The sequence below is a fragment of the Xanthomonas sp. SI genome, assembly GCF_014236855.1.
Lineage (GTDB): Bacteria > Pseudomonadota > Gammaproteobacteria > Xanthomonadales > Xanthomonadaceae > Xanthomonas_A.
Window position 1 is genome coordinate 2,783,494 of the sequence record NZ_CP051261.1, and the last position, 19,833, is coordinate 2,803,326.

The following is a 19,833-nucleotide window of genomic DNA, read 5'->3' on the forward strand; positions in this document are numbered from 1 at the left end:
CGTTCGGGTGGCGACGCAAACGGCATCGGCCGCGGAGACGCTCCGCGGCCGATGCGGGTCGGCTCATGGCATGGGCCAGGCGCCGTTGGACCAAGGGCGTTACGGCCCTGCCATCGCCGCGCTGCCGTGGCTGGCATACGCTGGCTGCGGCTTGCGTTCGGGTGCCGTGGTTGCCATAGCGGAGCGGGACCTCGGCGATGGCGTGGCATGGGACGCGTCGATCTTGAACAGGGCGACGGTCTCGGTGAGTTGTCCGGCCTGTTCTTCCATCGCGCGCGCCGCGGCGGCGGCTTCCTCGACCAGCGCGGCGTTCTGCTGCGTCGCCTCGTCCATCTGGTTGACGGTCTGGTTGACTTGCTCGATGCCGGCGTATTGCTGCTGCGAGGCGGCGGAGATCTCGCCCATGATGTCGGTGACGCGTTGCACCGAGGACACGATCTCGGTCATGGTCTCGCCGGCCTGGCGCACCAGTGCCGAGCCGTTGGCCACCTGGCCGACCGAGTCGTCGATCAGGCCCTTGATTTCCTTGGCGGCGGTGGCCGAGCGCTGGGCGAGGGTACGCACCTCGCTGGCGACCACCGCGAAACCGCGGCCCTGCTCGCCGGCGCGCGCCGCTTCCACCGCGGCGTTGAGCGCGAGGATGTTGGTCTGGAACGCGATGCCATCGATGACCGAGATGATGTCGGCGATCTTCTTGGAGGAGGTTTCGATGCCGCTCATCGTGGTCACCACCTGGCCGACCACGTCGCCACCCTGCGCGGCGACCGAGGCGGCGCCCACCGCCAGTAGGTTGGCCTGGCGCGCGTACTCGGCGTTCTGCTTGACCGTGGAGGTCAACTCTTCCATCGAGGCCGCGGTTTCCTCCAGGCTGGCCGCCTGCTGCTCGGTGCGGCGCGACAGGTCGTCGTTGCCGGCGGCGATTTCGCTGGAGGCGCTGTCGATGCTCGACGCGGCGCTCTGGATGCGGCCGACGATGCCGGCCAGCTGCTCGGAGGTGGCGTTGGCATCGTCGCGCATCCTGGCGAACACGCCGTTGAACTCGCCGTGCATGCGTGCGGTCAGGTCGCCGGCGGCGATGGCTTGCAGCATCGCGGACAGCGCCTCGAGGTTGCCGTCGGCGGTGGCCATCAGCCGGTTGAGGCTGTCGACCATGGCGCGGAAGTTGTACTGGAAGCGCTGCGCATCGCCACGCACGCTGAAGTCGCCGGCCGCGGCGGCGGAGGCGAGCTGATTGATCTCGCGGTTCATCGCGGTCAGGTTCTGCTTGACCGTGTCCATGGTCGCGGTCAGCGCGGCTTTTTCGCCGGGCAGGCGCTCCATGTCCTCGCTGAGGTCGCCGATCGCGTAACGGCCCATGATCTGCGCCAGGCGCAGGGTGACGGCGATATGCGACGCGGCCAGCGCGTTGCTGTCGCGGACCATGCGTCCGTAGTCGCCGGGGAAGGCGCTTTCGTCCATGCGATAGCCGATCTGCCCGGCGTCGTGGCGCTGCGCCATCTCGACCTGCGCAGCCAGCACGCGCTGCAGCTGCTGTTGCATCTGCTGCATGTTTGCGAGCAACTGACCGCTTTCGTCGCGGCTGGAGACCGCGATCGCGGTGTCCAGGCGGCCCTGCGCGATCTGCGCGGCGACGCTGGCGGCGTTGCGGACGTTGCGGGTCAGCACCGACAGGGTGTGGACGCACAAGGCGACGATGAGCAGCGTCAGCAGGCTCAGCCCGGCGATCGTCCACCACATCGCGCCGCGCGCATCGGCCAGATGCCGTGCCGACTGCCGCTGCAGGGCCTGCAACGACGTCGCGCTCAGCGCTTGCAGCGCATGGCCCCATGTGTCGAGCGCGCGGTTCCAGCGGCGATCGGCGTCGGGCGCGCCGCTGTCCAGTGCGGCGGACAATTGCTGCAAGGCCTCGTCGGCGCGGCCCGCTTCGGTCGCCACGGCCGCGGCCAGCGATGGATCCGGTTGCTCGAGCAGGCCGACCGCCTTTTCCAGTTCGTTGCGCAGCCGCGCATGGTCGCGCGCGATCTGCGCGATCTGTTCGCGCAGCACTGGCGCATCCGCACCGGCCTGCGACGGATCCGCTGCCGCATCCAGGCGGGTCAGCGCTTCGCTGGTATCGGGGCCGTAGATCAGGCTGGCCACCACCAGGTGGTAACTCTCCACATACGGGGTATAGACCAGCTGGCTGTCGTCGCGCAGCGCATCCAGCGCGGCGGCGGCCTGTTCGGCGACCGCGCGGCTGTCGCCGCGCCCGTTCGCCAGCGCCTTGCGCAAGCCAGCCAAGGCCTTGTCGCTACGTTCGAAGCCGGGCAGCGCTGGAACGGTGCGCTGCAGATCGGCCAGGGACCGGTCCGCCGCGCGCGCCGCATCGGCAGCGGCGGCGCCGGTTTCGACGCGTTCGGCCTGCAGCGCCCCCAGCAGCGACAGCATCTCGCGCAGCGGCGCATAGCTGCGCAGTTCGTTGCGGCTGATGCCGACGCTTTCGTCGAGTTTGTCGCTGTAGAGCAGGACCGGGATCACCAGCCCGAGCAGGACCAGGATGCCGATGATGCTGAGCTTCCTGGCGATGGCGAGATCGTGCCAAACGCGCAGCGGTCGGCGCGATCCGGAAGGGGGAAGGGGATGGCCGGCGTCGGCCTGGGTGGACAGCGTCATGAAAAGTCTCTGAGCGTCATCGGGGGTGACAGATCAGACGGTCCGCGACCGCAATCGTCTGGCATGCGCTGCCGGCCGTTGCAGGACGGCCGCCAATGGCAGCGGTACAGACAGTGTGCAGCGCGATTTGGGAGACCTCATGGCGATGGCTGTCTGCGGATACGTTTGGAAGTGGATGCTTTAGCGGCGCACCGGCCGGATTGTTGAAGCGACGCCAGCATCCGGGTCAGGTGGCGTTACCTTTGTCGCTTTGCCGTGACGATTTGATTGCAGCGGATTTGCCGTATTGCTGCGCATGTGTCGATGTGCTGGCCGTCGCAAGCTGCACTGCGCTCCAGGCGGCGCCGTCGCCGCTGGCGATGCGCCGTGCGATCGGGGCAGGTTGCGCCGGTCGCGGAGACAATGTGTAGCGCATGCATGTCTTGCAGGCGACCAGGGTCTTTCCGGCTTTCCGCAAGCGCCATCGCCATGCCGGATGCGGCATGGCGATGGCTGTGCTGCTTAGAACTCGTGCCAGCTGGTATCGCTGCCGCCACCGCTCGCCACGCGCTTGGGCGCGCTGCGCACGGCGCGCGTCGCCGCCGCCACCTTTGCCTTGACCACCGCGGTCACGGCCGGTGCGCCGATCGCCTGGTGCCGGCTCGCCGGTGCCGTCGTTGCGGGAGCATCGTCGATCTTGAACACCGCGACGGTTTCGGTGAGCTCGCGCGCCTGCTCTTCCATCGAGCGCGCCGCGGCCGTGGCTTCTTCCACCAGCGCCGCATTCTGCTGGGTGGCCTCGTCCATCTGGGTCACGGTCTGGTTGACCTGCTCGATGCCAGCGTACTGCTCCTGCGAGGCGGCGGAGATCTCGCCCATGATGTCGGTGACGCGCTGCACCGAGGACACGATCTCGGTCATGGTCTGGCCGGCCTGGCGCACCAGTGCCGAGCCGTTGGACACCTGGCTGACCGAGTCGTCGATCAGGCTCTTGATCTCCTTGGCGGCGTTGGCCGAACGCTGGGCGAGGGTACGCACCTCGCTGGCAACGACGGCGAAGCCGCGGCCCTGTTCGCCGGCACGCGCTGCTTCCACCGCGGCATTCAAGGCCAGGATGTTGGTCTGGAAGGCGATGCCGTCGATGACGCTGATGATGTCGGCGATCTTCTTCGACGAGGTCTCGATGCCGCTCATCGTGGTGACGACCTGGCCGACCACATCGCCGCCCTGCGAGGCGACCGCGGCGGCACCGACCGCGAGCTGGTTGGCCTGGCGCGCGTGCTCGGCGTTCTGCTTGACCGTGGAAGTCAGTTCTTCCATCGAGGCGGCGGTTTCTTCCAGGCTGGCGGCCTGCTGCTCGGTGCGGCGCGACAGGTCGTCGTTGCCGGTGGCGATCTCGCTGGAGGCGCTGTTGATGCTCAACGCGGCGGTCTGGATGCGGCCGACGATGGCGGCCAACTGCTCGGAGGTGGCGTTGGCGTCGTCGCGCATCTGCGCGAACACACCCTGGAATTCGCCGTGCATGCGTGCGGTGAGGTCGCCTGCGGCGATCGACTGCAGCAGCGCGGACAAGGACTGCAGGTTGCCGTCGGCGGTGGCCATCAGCTGGTTGAGGTTGTCGACCATGGCACGGAAGTCGTACTGGAAGCTGTCGGCGTCGCCGCGCACGCTGAAGTCGCCCGCCGCCGCGGCCGTGGCCAGCTGGCTGATCTCGCGATTCATCGCGGTCAGGTTCTGCTTGACCTTGTCCATGGTCTCGGTCAGCACGGCCTTTTCGCCCGGCAGGCGATCCATGTCGTCGCTGAAGTCGCCGATCGCATAGCGGCCCATGATCTGCGCCAGGCGCAGCTTCACCGCGATATGCGATCCCGCCAGTTCGTTGCTGTCGTGCACCATGCGGCCGTATTGCCCCGGGAACGCCTTGGCGTCCATGCGGTAGCTGATCTGGCCGGCATCATGGCGCTGCGCCATCTCGGTCTGCGCGGCCAGGACCGACTGCAGCTGCGTCTGCATCTTGTTCATGCTGATCAGCAGACGGCCGGTTTCGTCGCGCGAGCGGGTGTCGATGGCATTGTCGAGATTGCCCGAGGCGATGGCGTCGGCGACCGTGATCGCTTGCCCCATCCGCTTGACCAACTGGCGGCGGATCAGCAGGCCCATGCCCACGGCGACCAGCACTGCGATCAGGCTGCCGATCAGCACCGACCATTTGCCGCGGGTGCGCACCGCTTCCAGCTCGGCGCTGCGCGTGACCAGCAGGCTGCTCTCTTCGTTGGCGAAATCGCTCAGCAGCTGACGGATCTTGCCCATCGACACGCGGTCGCGTCCCTCGCGGAACACGGCCAGGGACTGTTCGGCACCGTTGTCCCCTTCGCGTATGCCGATGGTGTCTTTTTCCACGGCCAGGAATTGCTGGTATGCCTTGTCCACCTCGGCCAGGCGCGCCTGTTGCTTGGGATTGTCCACGGTCAGCTGCTTGGCGTCGACATAGCCCTTTTCGAACGCGGCCCGGCCCTTCTCGAAGGGCTGCAGATGCTGCTTGTCGCCCGACAGCAGGTAGCCGCGGGTGCCGGTCTCGATATTGAGTGCGTTCTCCTGCATTTCTTGCCCGGTCGCCAACACCTTGAACGTGTGCTCGTTGATCGCCATGGCGCTGTTCAATTTGGACTGGCTGCTCAGGCTGATGCCGCCGACGACGAGCATGACCAGCACCACGGCGCCGAAGCCGATGGCGAGCTGAGTGGAGATGGATGGATTCTTGGAAGTCATGTGGCTCTACCGGGTCAGGTGAACGAGTGATCGAACGAAGGTATGTGCCCGGCAGGGGAGAGTGAGCGGTCTGCATGGTGCCGGAGCTCAGCAGACGTGACGCGGGTGCAGGAGAGGCTGTTAGCGCTGTTCGTCTGGCCCACAGACGTGGAGGTCCGCCTGTCGGACGGCGGCAGTCCCTAGCAGGAAAGGGCGAAAACTTTAGTAGTATTTTTTAGACAAATTCTCATATTGAGACTTTTAACGGCATTTGCCGGACGGACTTTAGGGTGCCATCGGAAAAATGTTCGGCTCAGGATGCTCATCCCAGAAACTTGAGGGCTGGATCAGGGTCCTTTTTGCCCACATGAGAATCATTCCCATGCTTCGCGCCGCCGCGGCTGCCGCCGTGCGATGCCTTTGACGATCCGGGGCATCTCTACCTGGCCCGTCGATCACTGCGATGAAACGTCGCTTTGTTCGAGACTGCCGCCGCGCATGGCGAACGTTCGTGCCGCGGACATGAAAAGCCCGAACCTGCGATTCGGGCTTGCCGATCATCACGCAGTGCCGGTGCGACAGAACGCCTGCCGACCGGCCTGGACTGCAGCCGCCATGCGTCAGCGGCATGGCGGCTGAGGCCTCAGAATTCCTGCCAACTGGCGTCGCCGCCACCGCCTGCCGCGCGCTTGGGCGCATTGCGCACCGCACGCGTCGCCGCTGCGACCTGCGCCTTGACCACGGCGGCCACCTCCGGCGCGCTGACCGCGGGACGGCGGCGCGCTGCCGCGGGAACCTCGTCGATCTTGAACACGGCCACCGCTTCGCTGAGCTGCCCCGCCTGTTCCTCCATCGAGCGCGCGGCGGCCGTGGCTTCCTCCACCAGCGCGGCGTTCTGCTGGGTGGTCTCGTCCATCTGAGTCACGGTCTGGTTGACCTGCTCGATGCCGGCGTACTGCTCCTGCGAGGCGGCGGAGATCTCGCCCATGATGTCGGTGACGCGTTTCACCGAGGACACGATCTCCTGCATGGTCTTGCCGGCCTGGTCGACCAGGGCCGAGCCTTCGCTGACGCGGGTCACCGATTCGTCGATCAGGCCCTTGATCTCCTTGGCCGCGCCGGCCGAACGCTGGGCCAGCGTCCGTACCTCGCTGGCGACCACCGCGAAGCCGCGACCCTGTTCGCCGGCGCGCGCCGCCTCCACCGCGGCATTCAACGCCAGGATGTTGGTCTGGAACGCGATGCCGTCGATGACCGAGATGATGTCGGCGATCTTCTTGGACGAGGCTTCGATGCCGCTCATCGTGGTGACGACCTGGCCGACCACATCGCCGCCCTGGGTGGCGACGCCAGCCGCACCGACTGCGAGCTGGTTGGCCTGACGTGCATGCTCGGCGTTCTGCTTCACGGTGGAGGTCAGTTCCTCCATCGAGGCGGCAGTTTCTTCCAGGCTGGCGGCCTGTTGCTCGGTGCGGCGCGACAGGTCGTCGTTGCCGGCAGCGATCTCGGTGGCCGCGGCATTGATGCTGACCGCCGCGGTCTGGATCCGGCCGACGATGCCGGTCAACTGGTCGGCGGTGGCATTGGCGTCGTCGCGCATGCGCGCGAACACGCCATGGAACTCGCCGTGCATGCGCGCGGTCAGGTCGCCGGCGGCGATGGACTGCAGCAGCGCGGAGAGCTTGCCGAGGTTGCGGTCACTGACCTCCATCATCGCGTTGAGGCCTTGCACCATCGCCTGGAAGTCGTGCTGGAAGTGCTCTGCATCGCCACGCGCATTGAAGTCGCCGGCCGCGGCCGCGGCGGCCAGGCGCTTGATCTCGGTGTTGATCGCCAACAGGCTGGCCTTGGCCGCGTCCATCGATTCGTGCAGTACCGCGCGGCTGCCGGGCAGGCGCCGGGCGTCGCGGCGCAGGTCGCCGTTGGCGTATTCGTTGAGCACCGCGATGGCATCGACGATGGCGTCCAGGTGCTCGAACATCATGGTGTTGATGCCCTTGCTGAGGTCGCCGTATACGCCGGGGAAGTCCAGCGGCATGCGATGGGTCATGTCCTTGTCGGCATGCAGCTCGATCATCTGCGAAGTTTCGCTGGAAAAGCGCTGCAGCTGCGTCTGCATCCTGTCCATCGCGTTGAGCAGGCGGCCGGGTTCGTCGCGCGCATCGGTGCCCACATCGTTGTCCAGGCGGCCATTGGCGATCGCCTCGGCGGCGCGGGTGGCGCGGTTCAGCGGCTGGGTCAGGCTGCGGGTGATGGCCCAGGCCAGCAGGCTGCTGACGATCAGCACGGCCACGCCGCCGGCGATCAGCATATTGCGGCCGTTGGCCATCGCCTGCGTCGCCTGGACATAGGCCGCCTGCAGCTGCTGGTCCTGCAGGTCTACGTTCTCGCGGATTTTAGCGATCCAGGCGAGGGTGGCCGGGCGCGAGCGCTCGCTCAGCGCGGTTTGCGCGTCGGCGTTGCGACCGGCAGTGGCGAGCGCGATGACTTCATCGTTCATGGTGCGTGCGGTGGCGCGTGCGGCGTCGATCTCGGCACGAAGCGCCTTGCCCTTCTCGCTTGGCGGAAACGCGTCCAGCTGCTTGCGTAGGTCCGTATAGCGCTGGCGCTGCTTCTTGATCTCGGCCAGCGCCTGCTGATTGAGTTCCTCGCTGGTGATCATGGACAGGGTGCCCAGCGCGACCAGGATATTGGTGTTGGCATCCAGCATGCCGTTGCCGATCCTGGCTTTCTCGACGTTGACCTTGACGATGTTGTCGAGTTCGTGATTGGCGCGCGACATGGACATCAGTCCGGCGGCCACCAGCAGGCAGGAGAGCAGGATGAGCAGGCCGAAGGCGCCACCCAGGCGGTGCCCGACGTTGTAGCGTTGCAGGAACGAATTCATGGCTGACCTCTTTGAATTACCGAAGGTTGGCTGTCGCGGTTCGCTAGGCGACGCCCACGCGTGGACCATGCCGAAGACAAACCTGGAGCGGCGAGACGTGGCGGTAAGCAAGTGGAGCGAGAATTGAACTGTTTCGTTGTACTGCTGTGCGGCTGCCGTGCCGTCGCCTCAAAGCTCTATCGGCACGGAAGCCGGTTTATCCATGAAACGATGGGCGTAGGGCGATTCCCGACCTTGGCCGGGTTACTCCCTACACGCGGAAAGTTCTCCATCGCGCATCGTTGTTCACGTCACATCGGTACCGAAGGCGCAGCCGGGCGAACCGTCCGGCTGGATCTGCATCAGAACTCCTGCCAATCCGTCTCGGCCGCGGTATTGGCGGCGGCCCGACTGCCGGGGATCGCGCGAATGGCTGGCTTGCGCGCGCCACTCGCCGGCTGGGGCCGCTTTGCCTGCGTCTGCGCCGCAGCCACGGGTCGGCTCGGTAGCGCCGCGCCCGTCGCGCTGCCGTCGAGCCTGAAGATCGCGACGACCTCGCTGAGCTGGCCGGCCTGTTCTTCCATCGCGCGCGCCGCGGCGGTGGCTTCCTCGACCAGCGCGGCGTTCTGCTGGGTGGCCTCGTCCATCTGGGTGATGGTCTGGTTGACCTGCTCGATCCCGGACGACTGTTCCTGCGAAGCGGCGGAGATCTCGCCCATGATGTCGGTGACGCGCTGCACCGAGGACACGATCTCCTGCATGGTGCGGCCGGCTTGGTCGACCAGCGCCGAGCCTTCGGCGACGCGGGTCACCGACTCGTCGATCAGGCCCTTGATCTCCTTCGCCGCACCGGCCGAGCGCTGGGCGAGGGTACGCACTTCGCTGGCGACCACAGCGAAGCCGCGGCCCTGTTCGCCGGCGCGCGCCGCTTCCACCGCCGCGTTGAGCGCCAGGATGTTGGTCTGGAAGGCGATGCCGTCGATGACGCTGATGATGTCGGCGATCTTCTTGGAGGAAGTCTCGATGCCGCTCATCGTGGTCACTACCTGGCTGACCACGGCGCCGCCCTGCGAGGCGACGGACGCGGCGCCGACCGCGAGCTGGTTGGCCTGGCGCGCGTGCTCTGCATTCTGCTTGACCGTGGAAGTCAGCTCTTCCATCGAAGCGGCGGTTTCTTCCAGGCTGGCGGCCTGCTGCTCGGTGCGCCGCGACAGATCGTCGTTGCCGGCGGCGATCTCGCTGGCGGCGGTATTGATGTTGCCGGCGGCCTGCTGGATGCGGCCGACGATGCCGGCCAGCCGTTCGGCGGTGGCGTTGGCATCGTCGCGCATGGTCGCGAACACGCCGTGGAACTCGCCGCGCATGCGCGCACTCAGGTCGCCGTCGGCCAATGCGCTGAGCAGGCGCGACACTTCGGCGATGCTGACCGAATTAGCGTCGAGCAGGCCGTTGAGCTGCTGCGCCAGCAACAGGAAGAAGCCCTGCTTGCCGTCGCTGTCGATACGCTTGGACAGATCGCCGGCGGCGGCGCTGCGCACCACCTCGGCCACGTCCACTTCGACCTTGGCCTCGGCGGTGCGATCACGCCATTCGCAGACGAAACCGACGTGGGCGCCGACCTCGTTGCGGATCGCGGAGATCTCCTGCGCGATGCAGGCATCGCGATAGCGCACCTCGCGCTGCGCGACGCCTTGGCGGTCGAGCTGCTGGTAGATCTCCGCGTCCTGCGAGTTGCCCACTTCCAGCAACGACACCGGCTGGCCGAGCAGGGGGCTGGAACGCTGGAAGGCCGGCGCGCAGGCGTGGATGTCGTCGGCGTAGGTGTGCAGCAGTTTCTGCAGCGCGCCGTTGGCATAGACGATGGTCAGGTCGGGATCGGCGATGTACATGCCGGTCGAGGCGTTGTCCAGCGCGGTGCGGATGCGCAGGTTCTCGGCGGCGACGCTGCGCTCGCGTTCGATGCGCTCGCGCAGTTCGCGCTGCATCCGCGCCAGCGCGGCCATCAGGCTGTTCGCGTGCTTGGCGGCGACCGGGATCGGCTGGTCCAGGCGGCCCGCCGCGATGTGCTGGGCGGCGGCCATCGCCACGCGCGGCTCGCCGCCGAGCAGGCGCGAGACCGAGCGCAGGATCCAGCCGGCGGCCAGTCCCAGGCACAGAATCGCCAGCACCACCGCAGCGGACTGTTGCCAGGTTACGCGGCGGCTGTACTGCTCGGCCGCGCTGCGATTGGCCTCGTTCAGTGCCGCGATGCGGTCGCTGATCGAACCCATGCGGGTTTCGAGCTGCTCGAACTTCTCGGTGAAGGCGGCGTAGGCGGCGGCGCTGTCCGCACCCTTTTCGACCAGGCTCACGACCTGGCTCGCGGCGTCGATGTAGCCCTGCAGCGCCGGCGCGACCGTATCCAGTTCGCGACGCAGGGCCGGATCCAGCGGCAGCTTGCGGTTGTCGGCCACGGCCTGGCGGAATTCCGCGGCGTGCTCGGCCAGCGAGGCGCGTGCGTCCTTGATCCCGGCATCGTCCTGGCGCGAGGCGGCCAGCAGCGCGGTGGTGACGTCGCCGCGCAAGGCGTCGTGCATCATGTCCGCCTGCATGTGGTTGCGCAGCGCATCGGACGAGGTGACCTGCGCGGCGACCGCGCCGAGCAATCCTTGCTGGGCGCTGTAGCCGACGCCGCCCAGCGCCAGCAGGGCGAGCACCGCCACCAGCACCAGGATCGCGAGCATGTGCATGATCTTCATCGGTATCGCCTGGTTCGGTTCAGAAGCGGAAGGACAAACCGGCGCCGAGCGCGTGATCCGGCGAACGCTCGTTGAGGCCGTAGCTGTAGGCCACATCCAGTTGCACGTCGTTGCTCAGCAGCCAGGCCGAGCCGACGTCGAGCAGGGCGACGGTGCCGCCGTCGTCGCTTTTGGCGATCTGCGGCAGCGCCAGTTCGACGAACGAACGGCTGCGTTCGGTCCACGACTTGCCGAGCACCACGCCGAAGATGCCGGCCGCGTAGCGGTGGCCGTCCTCGTTCTCGTCCCAGATCACGCCCGGCATCACCCCGGCGGAGAGGCTGTCGCTGAGCTCCCATTCGGCGACCAGACGGAACGAGGGCCGCGCGCCGTTGCCGCGCAGGCGGCGCGCGCCGCTGGGCAGGTCCACGTGCAGCAGCCACGCCAGCGAGGCGCCGCCGTCGTCGGAAGAGGCAAGATGATGCTTGACCCCGAGCGAGACGTCGGCGAAGCCGGAGATATCGCCATCGCCGCCGGGCACGTCGTTGTGCTGCCAGCCGTCGGTTTCCAGGCGCAGTTCCCAGGTCGGGCCGAGGCCGTAGCGGAACAGGGTGGGCGTGGCATAGCCGTCGACGCCGTCGTCGCGTTCCCAGGCGACGCTGGTTTCCACCTGCAGACGGTGGTCGCCGACGGTCAGGCTGGATTCGACGAAGTCGGGGCGATCGGTGGCGATCGGCTCCTCTTCGGCGTGCGCAAGGCTGGCGATGCCGAACAAGGTCAGGCAGCTGGCAAGAACGATAGGCTTCATTGTGTTCCCCGTGAACGGTCGACCGTGAAACGCATGCGCCTGCGGTGGTGTCCCGGGCTGGCCGCATGGTCCGTTTGGACCGGCTGTCGCGTCCCCCAAGACGCGGTCAGCCAAATGTCATACAGGCTAACGGCCGGGCGCCAAGTATCTTTAAACATGTCCGACTGAAGGCTTGCGCAAGCCATCGAAAAGCCAGCGGAACGGCGGTCGGCCTGGCGTGCTTGTCGCGTCTTAACTTCAACCCTCTCTCCACAGGGACTTGCTTCGCTCGCCGGAGGGGGAGGGGCTCAACCGATGGCGACGCGATGGACGGTCGGCGACGGGCTATGCAGGCAAGCACAGCCGCCCAGACCGGTCCGGCGCATCCCCGGCCAGTGCAGGAATGCGCCGAACCGCAGCGGCTCAGAACTCGTGCCACTGCGTGTCGTTGGCGCTCGCCGGCTTGCCTGGCAGCGCGCGGATCGGCACGTTGCTGCGCTTTGTCGGCTCGTTCTTGGCTTTCGCCCTTGGCGCAGCGACCGCGAGGCTGGGCCTGGCCACTACCGGCGTGGAGACGGCCGCGTTGTCGAGCTTGAACACGGCCACGGCCTGGGTGAGCTGGCCGGCCTGTTCTTCCATCGCGCGCGCCGCGGCGGTGGCCTCTTCCACTAGCGCAGCATTCTGTTGCGTGGCCTCGTCCATCTGGGTGACGGTCTGGTTGACCTGCTCGATGCCGGCGTACTGTTCCTGCGAGGCGGCGGAGATCTCGCCCATGATGTCGGTGACGCGCTGCACCGAAGACACGATCTCCTGCATCGTCTGCCCGGCGCGATCGACCAGCACCGAGCCGTCGGCGACGCGGGTCACCGAGTCGTCGATCAGGCCCTTGATCTCCTTGGCCGCGCTCGCCGAGCGCTGGGCGAGGGTGCGCACCTCGCTGGCGACCACCGCGAAACCGCGGCCTTGCTCGCCGGCGCGCGCCGCTTCCACCGCCGCATTCAACGCGAGGATATTGGTCTGGAAGGCGATGCCGTCGATCACCGAAATGATATCGGCGATCTTCTTCGACGAGGTCTCGATGCCGTTCATCGTGGTGACGACCTGGCTGACCACGTCGCCGCCCTGCGAGGCGACCGCGGCCGCGCCGACGGCGAGTTGATTGGCCTGGCGTGCGTGTTCGGCATTCTGCTTGACCGTGGAGGTCAGCTCTTCCATCGAGGCGGCGGTTTCTTCCAGGCTGGCGGCTTGCTGCTCGGTGCGCCGCGACAGGTCGTCGTTGCCGGCGGCGATCTCGCTGGAGGCGCTGTTGATGCTCAATGCGGCGGTCTGGATGCGGCCGACGATGCCGGCCAGCTGTTCGGCGGTGGCGTTGGCGTCGTCGCGCATCCTGGCGAACACGCCATTGAACTCGCCGTGCATGCGCGCGCTCAGGTCGCCGGCGGCGATGGCCTGCAGCAGCGTGGACAGCGCTTCCAGGTTGCCGTCGGCGGTGGCCATCAGCTGGTTGAGGCTGTCGACCATGGCGCGGAAGTCGTACTGGAAACTGTCGGCGTTGCCACGCACGCTGAAGTCGCCCGCGGCGGCGGCGGAGGCGAGCTGGTTGATCTCGCGGTTCATCGCGGTCAGGTTCTGCTTGACCGTGTCCATGGTCGCGGTCAGCACGGCTTTTTCGCCTGGCAGGCGGTCCATGTCCTCGCTGAGGTCGCCGATCGCGTAGCGGCCCATGATTTGTGTCAGGCGCAGCTTCACCGCGATGTGCGAAGCGGCCAGCGCGTTGCTGTCGCGGACCATGCGCCCGTAGTCGCCGGGGAAGGCGCTCTCGTCCATGCGGAAGCTGATCTGGCCGGCGTCGTGGCGCTGCGCCATTTCCTTCTGCGCATCGAGCACGGCGCGCAGTTGTTCCTGCATGCGCTGCAACGAACCGAACAAGCGGCCCAGTTCGTCGTTGCGCTGGTAGTGGATGCGGCTGTCCAGGCGCCCGGCGGCGACGGCGCCGGACGCGTCGACGGCATTTGCCAGCGGGGTGACCACCAGGCGCCGCAGCAGGATGTAGAGACCGGCGCTGAGCAGCAGCGCCGCGCACAGGCCGACCGCGACGATGGTCCACAGCAGCGAGCGCGCCTGAGCCATCAGCAGCGCGCGCGGCACCGCCACGCCCAGCGCGAAACGCTCCTGTGCCTGGCCGATCTGCAGCGGTACGTACACTTCGATGTCGGTGGCTCCGGTCTGCGCATCGGCGACTTCGCGGGTCACGCTCTCGCCCTTGGCGATGGCGGCCAGCAGGGCGCGCGTGGCCGGATCGTCCAGCTTCTTGCCGACCTTGGCCGCGTCGCGATCGGCGATGATCGCGCCGCCGGGCGACAGCAGGCGCACGCGGCCCGCGCCGAGCGGGCGCAGCTTGGACAGGCGTTCCTGCAGCTTGGCCAGGCCGAAGTCGGTGGTCACCACGCCCAGGAACTTGCCGTCCTCGAGCACCGGCGTGGTCAGCGTGGTCATCAGCACCTTGTTGCCGCCGATCTCGTACACGTAGGGTTCCACCACGGTCGGGCGGCGCTGCTGGCGCGCTTTCAGGTACCAGTCGCCGGAGCCGGGCACCTCGTAGTCGCGCAGCGGCTCGCGCACCTGCTTGTCGCCCTGCCAGGCCCAATACACCATGTAGCGGCCGCTGGCGTCGTGGCCCTCGGCGTTGGCATAGGCGCTGTCCTTGCCGTCGAACGCCTGCGGCTCCCACAGCGTGCCCAGGCCGGTCCAGTCCGGATGCTGGCGCAATTCGCGCAGCACGATATCGCTGAACGTCTCGCGCACCTTGCCGTCCTGGTTGCGCTGCGCCAGCAGGCTGTTGGCGAAGACCTGGTTGGACACGAAGGCCGCGCCGATGTCGCTGGAAACACGTTGCGCTTCCAGGTGGGCGGCATCGGTCATGCCCGCTTTCGCCGAGGCGAGCAGCGCATCGCTGCTGCGCACGTAGATGATCGCGGCGGTCACGCCGAAACACAGCAGGGCGATCGCGGCCACGCCGAGCATCAGGCGGGTGGCGACGCTGGTGAAGCGGGGGGCTGGAGTCTGGCTCATGGGGTTCATCGACTGGCAGGAATAGAGAAAGACACGGATGCCGATCCATTCACCACGCTGCGGTGCGACGTCGAGTACGCGGCGCGAGCGGCCCGGAACTATCCTGTGTCGAATGCTTATCGGCACTGCGTCCCGGAAATTGAATCGGCCGCAGGAACACTGCGGCCGATCGGACCCTCATGCGGCGGCGCTCGCTGCCGCCGGACTCAGAACTCCTGCCATTCGGTCGCCGTGCCCACCGCGGCCAGCGCACGCGGCCGCGGCGCCTGGCGCAGCGGCGGACGCGTGGCCGCTGCGCTGCGCAGGACCGGCCGGGCCGGAGCGACGGCGTCGTTGGCGGCCTCGATCTTGAACACCGCCACGGCGCCGCTGAGCTGGCCGGCCTGTTCTTCCATCGCCCGGGCGGCGGCGCTGGCTTCCTCGACCAGGGCGGCGTTCTGCTGGGTGGTTTCGTCCATCTGATTGACGGTCTGGTTGACCTGCTCGATGCCGGCGTACTGTTCCTGCGAGGCGGCGGAGATCTCGCCCATGATGTCGGTGACGCGCTGCACCGAGGACACGATCTCGGTCATGGTCTGGCCGGCCTGGCGCACCAGTACCGAGCCGTTGGACACCTGGTTGACCGAGTCGTCGATCAGGCTCTTGATCTCCTTGGCGGCACCGGCCGAGCGTTGGGCGAGGGTGCGCACTTCGCTGGCGACCACGGCGAAGCCGCGGCCCTGTTCGCCGGCGCGCGCCGCTTCCACCGCCGCATTCAAGGCCAGGATATTGGTCTGGAAGGCAATGCCGTCGATGACGCTGATGATGTCGGCGATTTTCTTCGACGACGCCTCGATCCCGCTCATCGTGGTCACCACCTGACCGACCACGTCGCCGCCTTGCGCCGCGACCGCGGCCGCACCGACCGCGAGCTGATTGGCCTGGCGCGCATGCTCGGCATTCTGCTTGACCGTGGAGGTCAGCTCTTCCATCGAGGCGGCGGTCTCTTCCAGGCTGGCGGCCTGCTGCTCGGTGCGCCGCGACAGATCGTCGTTGCCGGCGGCGATCTCGCTGGCCGCGGCATTGATGCTGAGCGCGGCGGTCTGGATGCCACCGACGATGCTGGCCAGCTGTTCGGAGGTGGCGTTGGCGTCGTCGCGCATCCTGGCGAATACACCGCTGAAGTCGCCGTGCATGCGTGCGGTGAGGTCGCCGGCGGCGATGGACTGCAGCATCGTGGACAGTGCGTCGAGGTTGCCGTCGGCGGTGGTCATCAGCTGGTTGAGGCTGTCGACCATGGCGCGGAAGTCGTGCTGGAAACGCTGCGCATCGCCGCGCACGCTGAAGTCGCCGGCCGCCGCGGCATCGGCGAGCTGGCCGATCTCTCGGTTCATCGCGCCCAGGTTCTGCTTGACCGTGTCCATCGTCGTGCTCAGCACGGCCTTCTCGCCGGGCAGGCGGTCCATGTCCTCGCTGAAGTCGCCGATCGCATAGCGGCCCATGATCTGGATCAGGCGCATCTTCACCGCGATATGCGCAGCGACCAGGCCGTTGCTGTCGCGGACCATGCGTCCGTAGTCGCCGGGGAAGGCGCTCTCGTCCATGCGATAGCTGATCTGGCCGGCGTCGTGGCGCTGCGCCATCTCGGTCTGCGCGGCGAGCACTGCGCGCAACTGGGTCTGCATGATGCCCATGCTGGCCAGCAAGCGCCCGGTTTCGTCGCGCGATTGGGTATCGATGTGGTTGTCCAGCTTGCCCGAGGCGATGGCATCGGCGACCGAGATGGCCTGGCCCAGGCGCTTGACCATCTGCTGGCGGATCAGCAGGCCCATGCCCACGGCGACCAGGATCGCGACCAGGCTGCCGAGCAGCACCGACCAAGTGCCCTGCGCGCGCACCGCGGCCAACTGTTCGCTGCGCTTGACCAGCAAGCCGTTTTCCTCGTCGGCGAATGCGCCGAGCAGCGAGCGGATCTTGCCCATCGCGGCGCGGTCGCGGCCTTCGCCGAATGCGGAAAGCACCTGATCCTGGCTGTTGGGCGCCGCACGCAGGGCGATGATCTGCTGTTCGCTCTGCAGCAGTTCCTGATACTCGGCCTGCAGCTGCGCCAGGCGCGCCTGCTGCCGCGGATTGTCCGCGGTCAGGCGCTTGGCCTCGGCGAAGCTCTTGTCGAAGCCGGCCTGGCCGAGAGCGAAGGGCTGCAGATAATCCTTGTTGTTCGAGAGCAGATAGCCGCGGGTGCTTGTCTGCACGTTCAGTACATTGGCCTGCATCAGTTCGCCCGTGGCCAGCACCTTGAAGGTGTGCTCGTTGATCGCGACAGCGTCGTTGAGCTTGAACTGGCTGCGCAGCCCGATCGCGCCAACGATGAGCAGCACCAGCACGACGGCGCCGAAGCCGATGGCGAGTTGGGCCGACAGGGGCAAATTCTTGGTCTTCATCGATGGATCCCGAAATTGAGGATGAAACGGGCTGTGAAAGGAGGACGGCAGCGCGGCGGATGCCGATCGCCGCATCCATGTCCTCTGTAACGGCCGGGCCATGGCCAAGTTCAATCGATTTCTCGACCGCAATAGATAGTCTCAGTCAATCGTTATTGGATGTTCTGCTATGCGGTGGCTTGGATTTGGCGGGTTCAGACCCGCCATGCGGTGCGTTTGTGGTCTGTGCCACAGAAAACGCGTGTGACGTATCACGGCAGGCCATGGTTGGCACTGCATCCCAGAACGCGACTCGGCCGCGGGGATTCCGCGGCCGACTGGTGTTGCGTTGCGCTCCGGTCAGGCGGCAGCCGGGTTTCGGTCGCCGCCATTACGGTGTGGCCCGCGCCCTTGCGGTTATGCCTGACGCAACTGCGCCGGCTGTGCCGGCTGGCTGCGCAGGGCGGCGCGGTTTGCAGACGCCGCGTTGGCCGCCTCGATCTTGAACACGGCCACGGCTGCGGTGAGCTGGCCGGCCTGGTCTTCCATCGAGCGCGCTGCCGCGGTGGCTTCTTCCACCAGCGCCGCATTCTGCTGCGTCGCTTCGTCCATCTGGGTGACGGTCTGGTTGACCTGTTCGATGCCGGCGTACTGCTCCTGCGAGGCAGCGGAGATCTCGCCCATGATGTCGGTGACACGCTGCACCGAGGACACGATCTCGGTCATGGTCTGGCCCGCCTGGCGCACCAGCGTCGAGCCTTCGCTGACGCGGGTCACCGATTCGTCGATCAGGCTCTTGATCTCCTTGGCCGCACCGGCCGAACGCTGGGCGAGGGTGCGCACTTCGCTGGCGACCACCGCGAAACCGCGGCCCTGTTCGCCGGCACGCGCCGCTTCCACCGCCGCATTCAACGCCAGGATGTTGGTCTGGAACGCGATGCCATCGATGACGCTGATGATGTCGGCGATCCTCTTCGAGGAGGTCTCGATGCCGCTCATCGTGGTCACCACCTGGCCGACCACATCGCCACCTTGCGAGGCGACCGCGGCAGCACCGACCGCAAGCTGATTGGCTTGCCGCGCATGCTCTGCGTTTTGCTTGACGGTGGAGGTCAATTCTTCCATCGAGGCGGCGGTTTCTTCCAGGCTGGCGGCCTGCTGCTCGGTGCGCCGCGACAGGTCGTCGTTGCCGGCGGCGATCTCGGTGGCCGCAGCATTGATGCTGACCGCCGCGGTCTGGATGCGGCCGACGATGCCGGTCAACTGGTCGGCGGTGGCGTTGGCGTCGTCGCGCATCCTGGCGAACACGCCATGGAACTCGCCATCCATGCGTGCGGTCAGGTCGCCGGCGGCGATGGCCTGCAGCAGCTGCGACAGCTTGCCGAGGGTGTGGTCGCTGACCTCCATCATCGCGTTGAGGCCTTGCACCATCGCCTGGAAGTCGTGCTGGAAGTGCTCGGCATCGCCACGCGCAGTGAAGTCGCCGGCGGCTGCGGCGGCGGCCAGGCGCTTGATCTCGGTGTTGATCGCCAACAGGCTGGCCTTGGCTGCGTCCATCGATTGGTGCAGCACCGCGCGGCTGCCGGGCAGGCGTCGGGCGTCGCGGCGCAGGTCGCCGTTGGCGTATTCGTTGAGCACCGCGATCGCATCGACGATGGCGTCCAGGTGCTCGAACATCATGGTGTTGATGCCCTTGCTCAGGTCGCCGTACACGCCGGGGAAATCCAGCGGCATGCGATGGGCCATGTCCTTGTCGGCATGCAGTTCGATCATCAGCGCGGTCTCGCTGGAGAAGCGCTGCAACTGCGTCTGCATCTTGTCCATCGCATTGAGCAGGCGACCTGGTTCGTCGCGCGCCTCGGTGCGCACGTTGTTGTCCAGGCGGCCGTCGGCGATCGCCTCGGCGGCGCGGGTGGCGCGGTTCAGCGGCTGGGTCAGGCTGCGGGTGATCAGCCAGGCCAGCAGGCTGCTGACCAGCCCCGCGGCGATGCCGCCGCCGATCAGCATCGCGCGGCCGCGCTCGGTGTGGCCGATCGCGGTGGCATAGGCTTGCTGGCTGAGTTGGTTCTGCAAGATGACGTTTTGCCGGATCTTGGCCTGCCAGGCGAGCATGGCGGGACGCGATTTCTCGTGGAACACCTTTTGCGCCTGCGGATAGTCGCCTGCTCCGATCAGTGTCATCACCTCGTCGTTCAACGGTCGCGCGACCTGCAGCAGCGCATCGATTTCGGCACGCAGGATTTTGCCGGCGTCGTTGGTCGGCATGGCGTAGAGCTTTTCGCGCTCTTCGTTGTAGTGCTTGCGTTCGGCGAGAATGAGCGCAAGCGACTTTTCGGCTTCGCTTTCGCCGATCTGTGCTGCGTAAGTGCCCAGCGCGATCAGGATGGCGGAATTCGCATCGAGCATGCTGTTGGACAAGTTGATTTTCTGGATGTTCGAATTGACGATGCCATCCAGTTGCTTGCGCGCACCGGACATCGCGAACAGGCCGGCGGCAACCAGCATCCCGGAAATCAGGATCAGGATGCCGAACGCGGTGGAGAGTCGATTGCCGACGCTATAGCGCTGCAGGAATGCGGTCATGTAGCTGACTCCTTGAGGGGCAATCAAATT

Annotated in this window: 9 protein-coding genes; all 9 read right to left on the bottom strand. The window is 67.0% G+C overall.

Features of this window, described 5'->3' with window-relative positions:
- Window positions 1-99: 99 nt before the first annotated feature.
- A complete protein-coding gene (locus HEP75_RS11565; RefSeq protein WP_185823646.1) occupies window positions 100-2,652 on the bottom strand; it encodes a methyl-accepting chemotaxis protein in 2,553 nt (850 codons plus the stop codon).
- A gap of 226 nt (window positions 2,653-2,878) precedes the next feature.
- Entirely contained in the window at window positions 2,879-3,067 is a 189-nt protein-coding gene (locus tag HEP75_RS11570; protein WP_185823647.1) for a hypothetical protein, read from the bottom strand.
- 86 nt (window positions 3,068-3,153) lie between these two features.
- Window positions 3,154-5,400 carry a methyl-accepting chemotaxis protein gene (locus tag HEP75_RS11575; protein WP_185823648.1) on the bottom strand — a complete coding sequence of 749 codons (2,247 nt, stop codon included), beginning with the start codon at window positions 5,398-5,400 and terminating at the stop codon, window positions 3,154-3,156.
- A gap of 622 nt (window positions 5,401-6,022) precedes the next feature.
- Entirely contained in the window at window positions 6,023-8,266 is a 2,244-nt protein-coding gene (locus tag HEP75_RS11580; protein WP_185823649.1) for a methyl-accepting chemotaxis protein, read from the bottom strand.
- A gap of 341 nt (window positions 8,267-8,607) precedes the next feature.
- Window positions 8,608-10,983: a methyl-accepting chemotaxis protein gene (locus HEP75_RS11585; RefSeq protein ID WP_185823650.1), complete on the bottom strand. Its 2,376-nt coding sequence runs from the start codon at window positions 10,981-10,983 to the stop codon at window positions 8,608-8,610.
- A 19-nt stretch (window positions 10,984-11,002) separates the two neighbouring features.
- A complete protein-coding gene (locus HEP75_RS11590) occupies window positions 11,003-11,770 on the bottom strand; it encodes a transporter (RefSeq protein WP_185823651.1) in 768 nt (255 codons plus the stop codon).
- A gap of 402 nt (window positions 11,771-12,172) precedes the next feature.
- Entirely contained in the window at window positions 12,173-14,821 is a 2,649-nt protein-coding gene (locus HEP75_RS11595) for a methyl-accepting chemotaxis protein (RefSeq protein WP_185823652.1), read from the bottom strand.
- 206 nt (window positions 14,822-15,027) lie between these two features.
- On the bottom strand, window positions 15,028-17,241 hold the full coding sequence (locus HEP75_RS11600) for a methyl-accepting chemotaxis protein (protein ID WP_185823653.1): 2,214 nt from the start codon (window positions 17,239-17,241) through the stop codon (window positions 15,028-15,030).
- Between the two features lie 396 nt (window positions 17,242-17,637).
- On the bottom strand, window positions 17,638-19,803 hold the full coding sequence (locus HEP75_RS11605; RefSeq protein WP_185823654.1) for a methyl-accepting chemotaxis protein: 2,166 nt from the start codon (window positions 19,801-19,803) through the stop codon (window positions 17,638-17,640).
- Window positions 19,804-19,833 lie beyond the last annotated feature (30 nt).

Excerpts from the sequence above, each read along its gene's own strand:
- HEP75_RS11605 (WP_185823654.1), bottom strand. The coding sequence starts at position 19,803 with ATGACCGCATTCCTGCAGCGCTATAGCGTCGGCAATCGACTCTCCACC.
- HEP75_RS11575 (WP_185823648.1), bottom strand. The coding sequence starts at position 5,400 with ATGACTTCCAAGAATCCATCCATCTCCACTCAGCTCGCCATCGGCTTC.
- HEP75_RS11590 (WP_185823651.1), bottom strand. The coding sequence starts at position 11,770 with ATGAAGCCTATCGTTCTTGCCAGCTGCCTGACCTTGTTCGGCATCGCC.
- HEP75_RS11570 (WP_185823647.1), bottom strand. The coding sequence starts at position 3,067 with ATGCGCTACACATTGTCTCCGCGACCGGCGCAACCTGCCCCGATCGCA.
- HEP75_RS11580 (WP_185823649.1), bottom strand. The coding sequence starts at position 8,266 with ATGAATTCGTTCCTGCAACGCTACAACGTCGGGCACCGCCTGGGTGGC.
- HEP75_RS11595 (WP_185823652.1), bottom strand. The coding sequence starts at position 14,821 with ATGAGCCAGACTCCAGCCCCCCGCTTCACCAGCGTCGCCACCCGCCTG.
- HEP75_RS11585 (WP_185823650.1), bottom strand. The coding sequence starts at position 10,983 with ATGAAGATCATGCACATGCTCGCGATCCTGGTGCTGGTGGCGGTGCTC.
- HEP75_RS11565 (WP_185823646.1), bottom strand. The coding sequence starts at position 2,652 with ATGACGCTGTCCACCCAGGCCGACGCCGGCCATCCCCTTCCCCCTTCC.
- HEP75_RS11600 (WP_185823653.1), bottom strand. The coding sequence starts at position 17,241 with ATGAAGACCAAGAATTTGCCCCTGTCGGCCCAACTCGCCATCGGCTTC.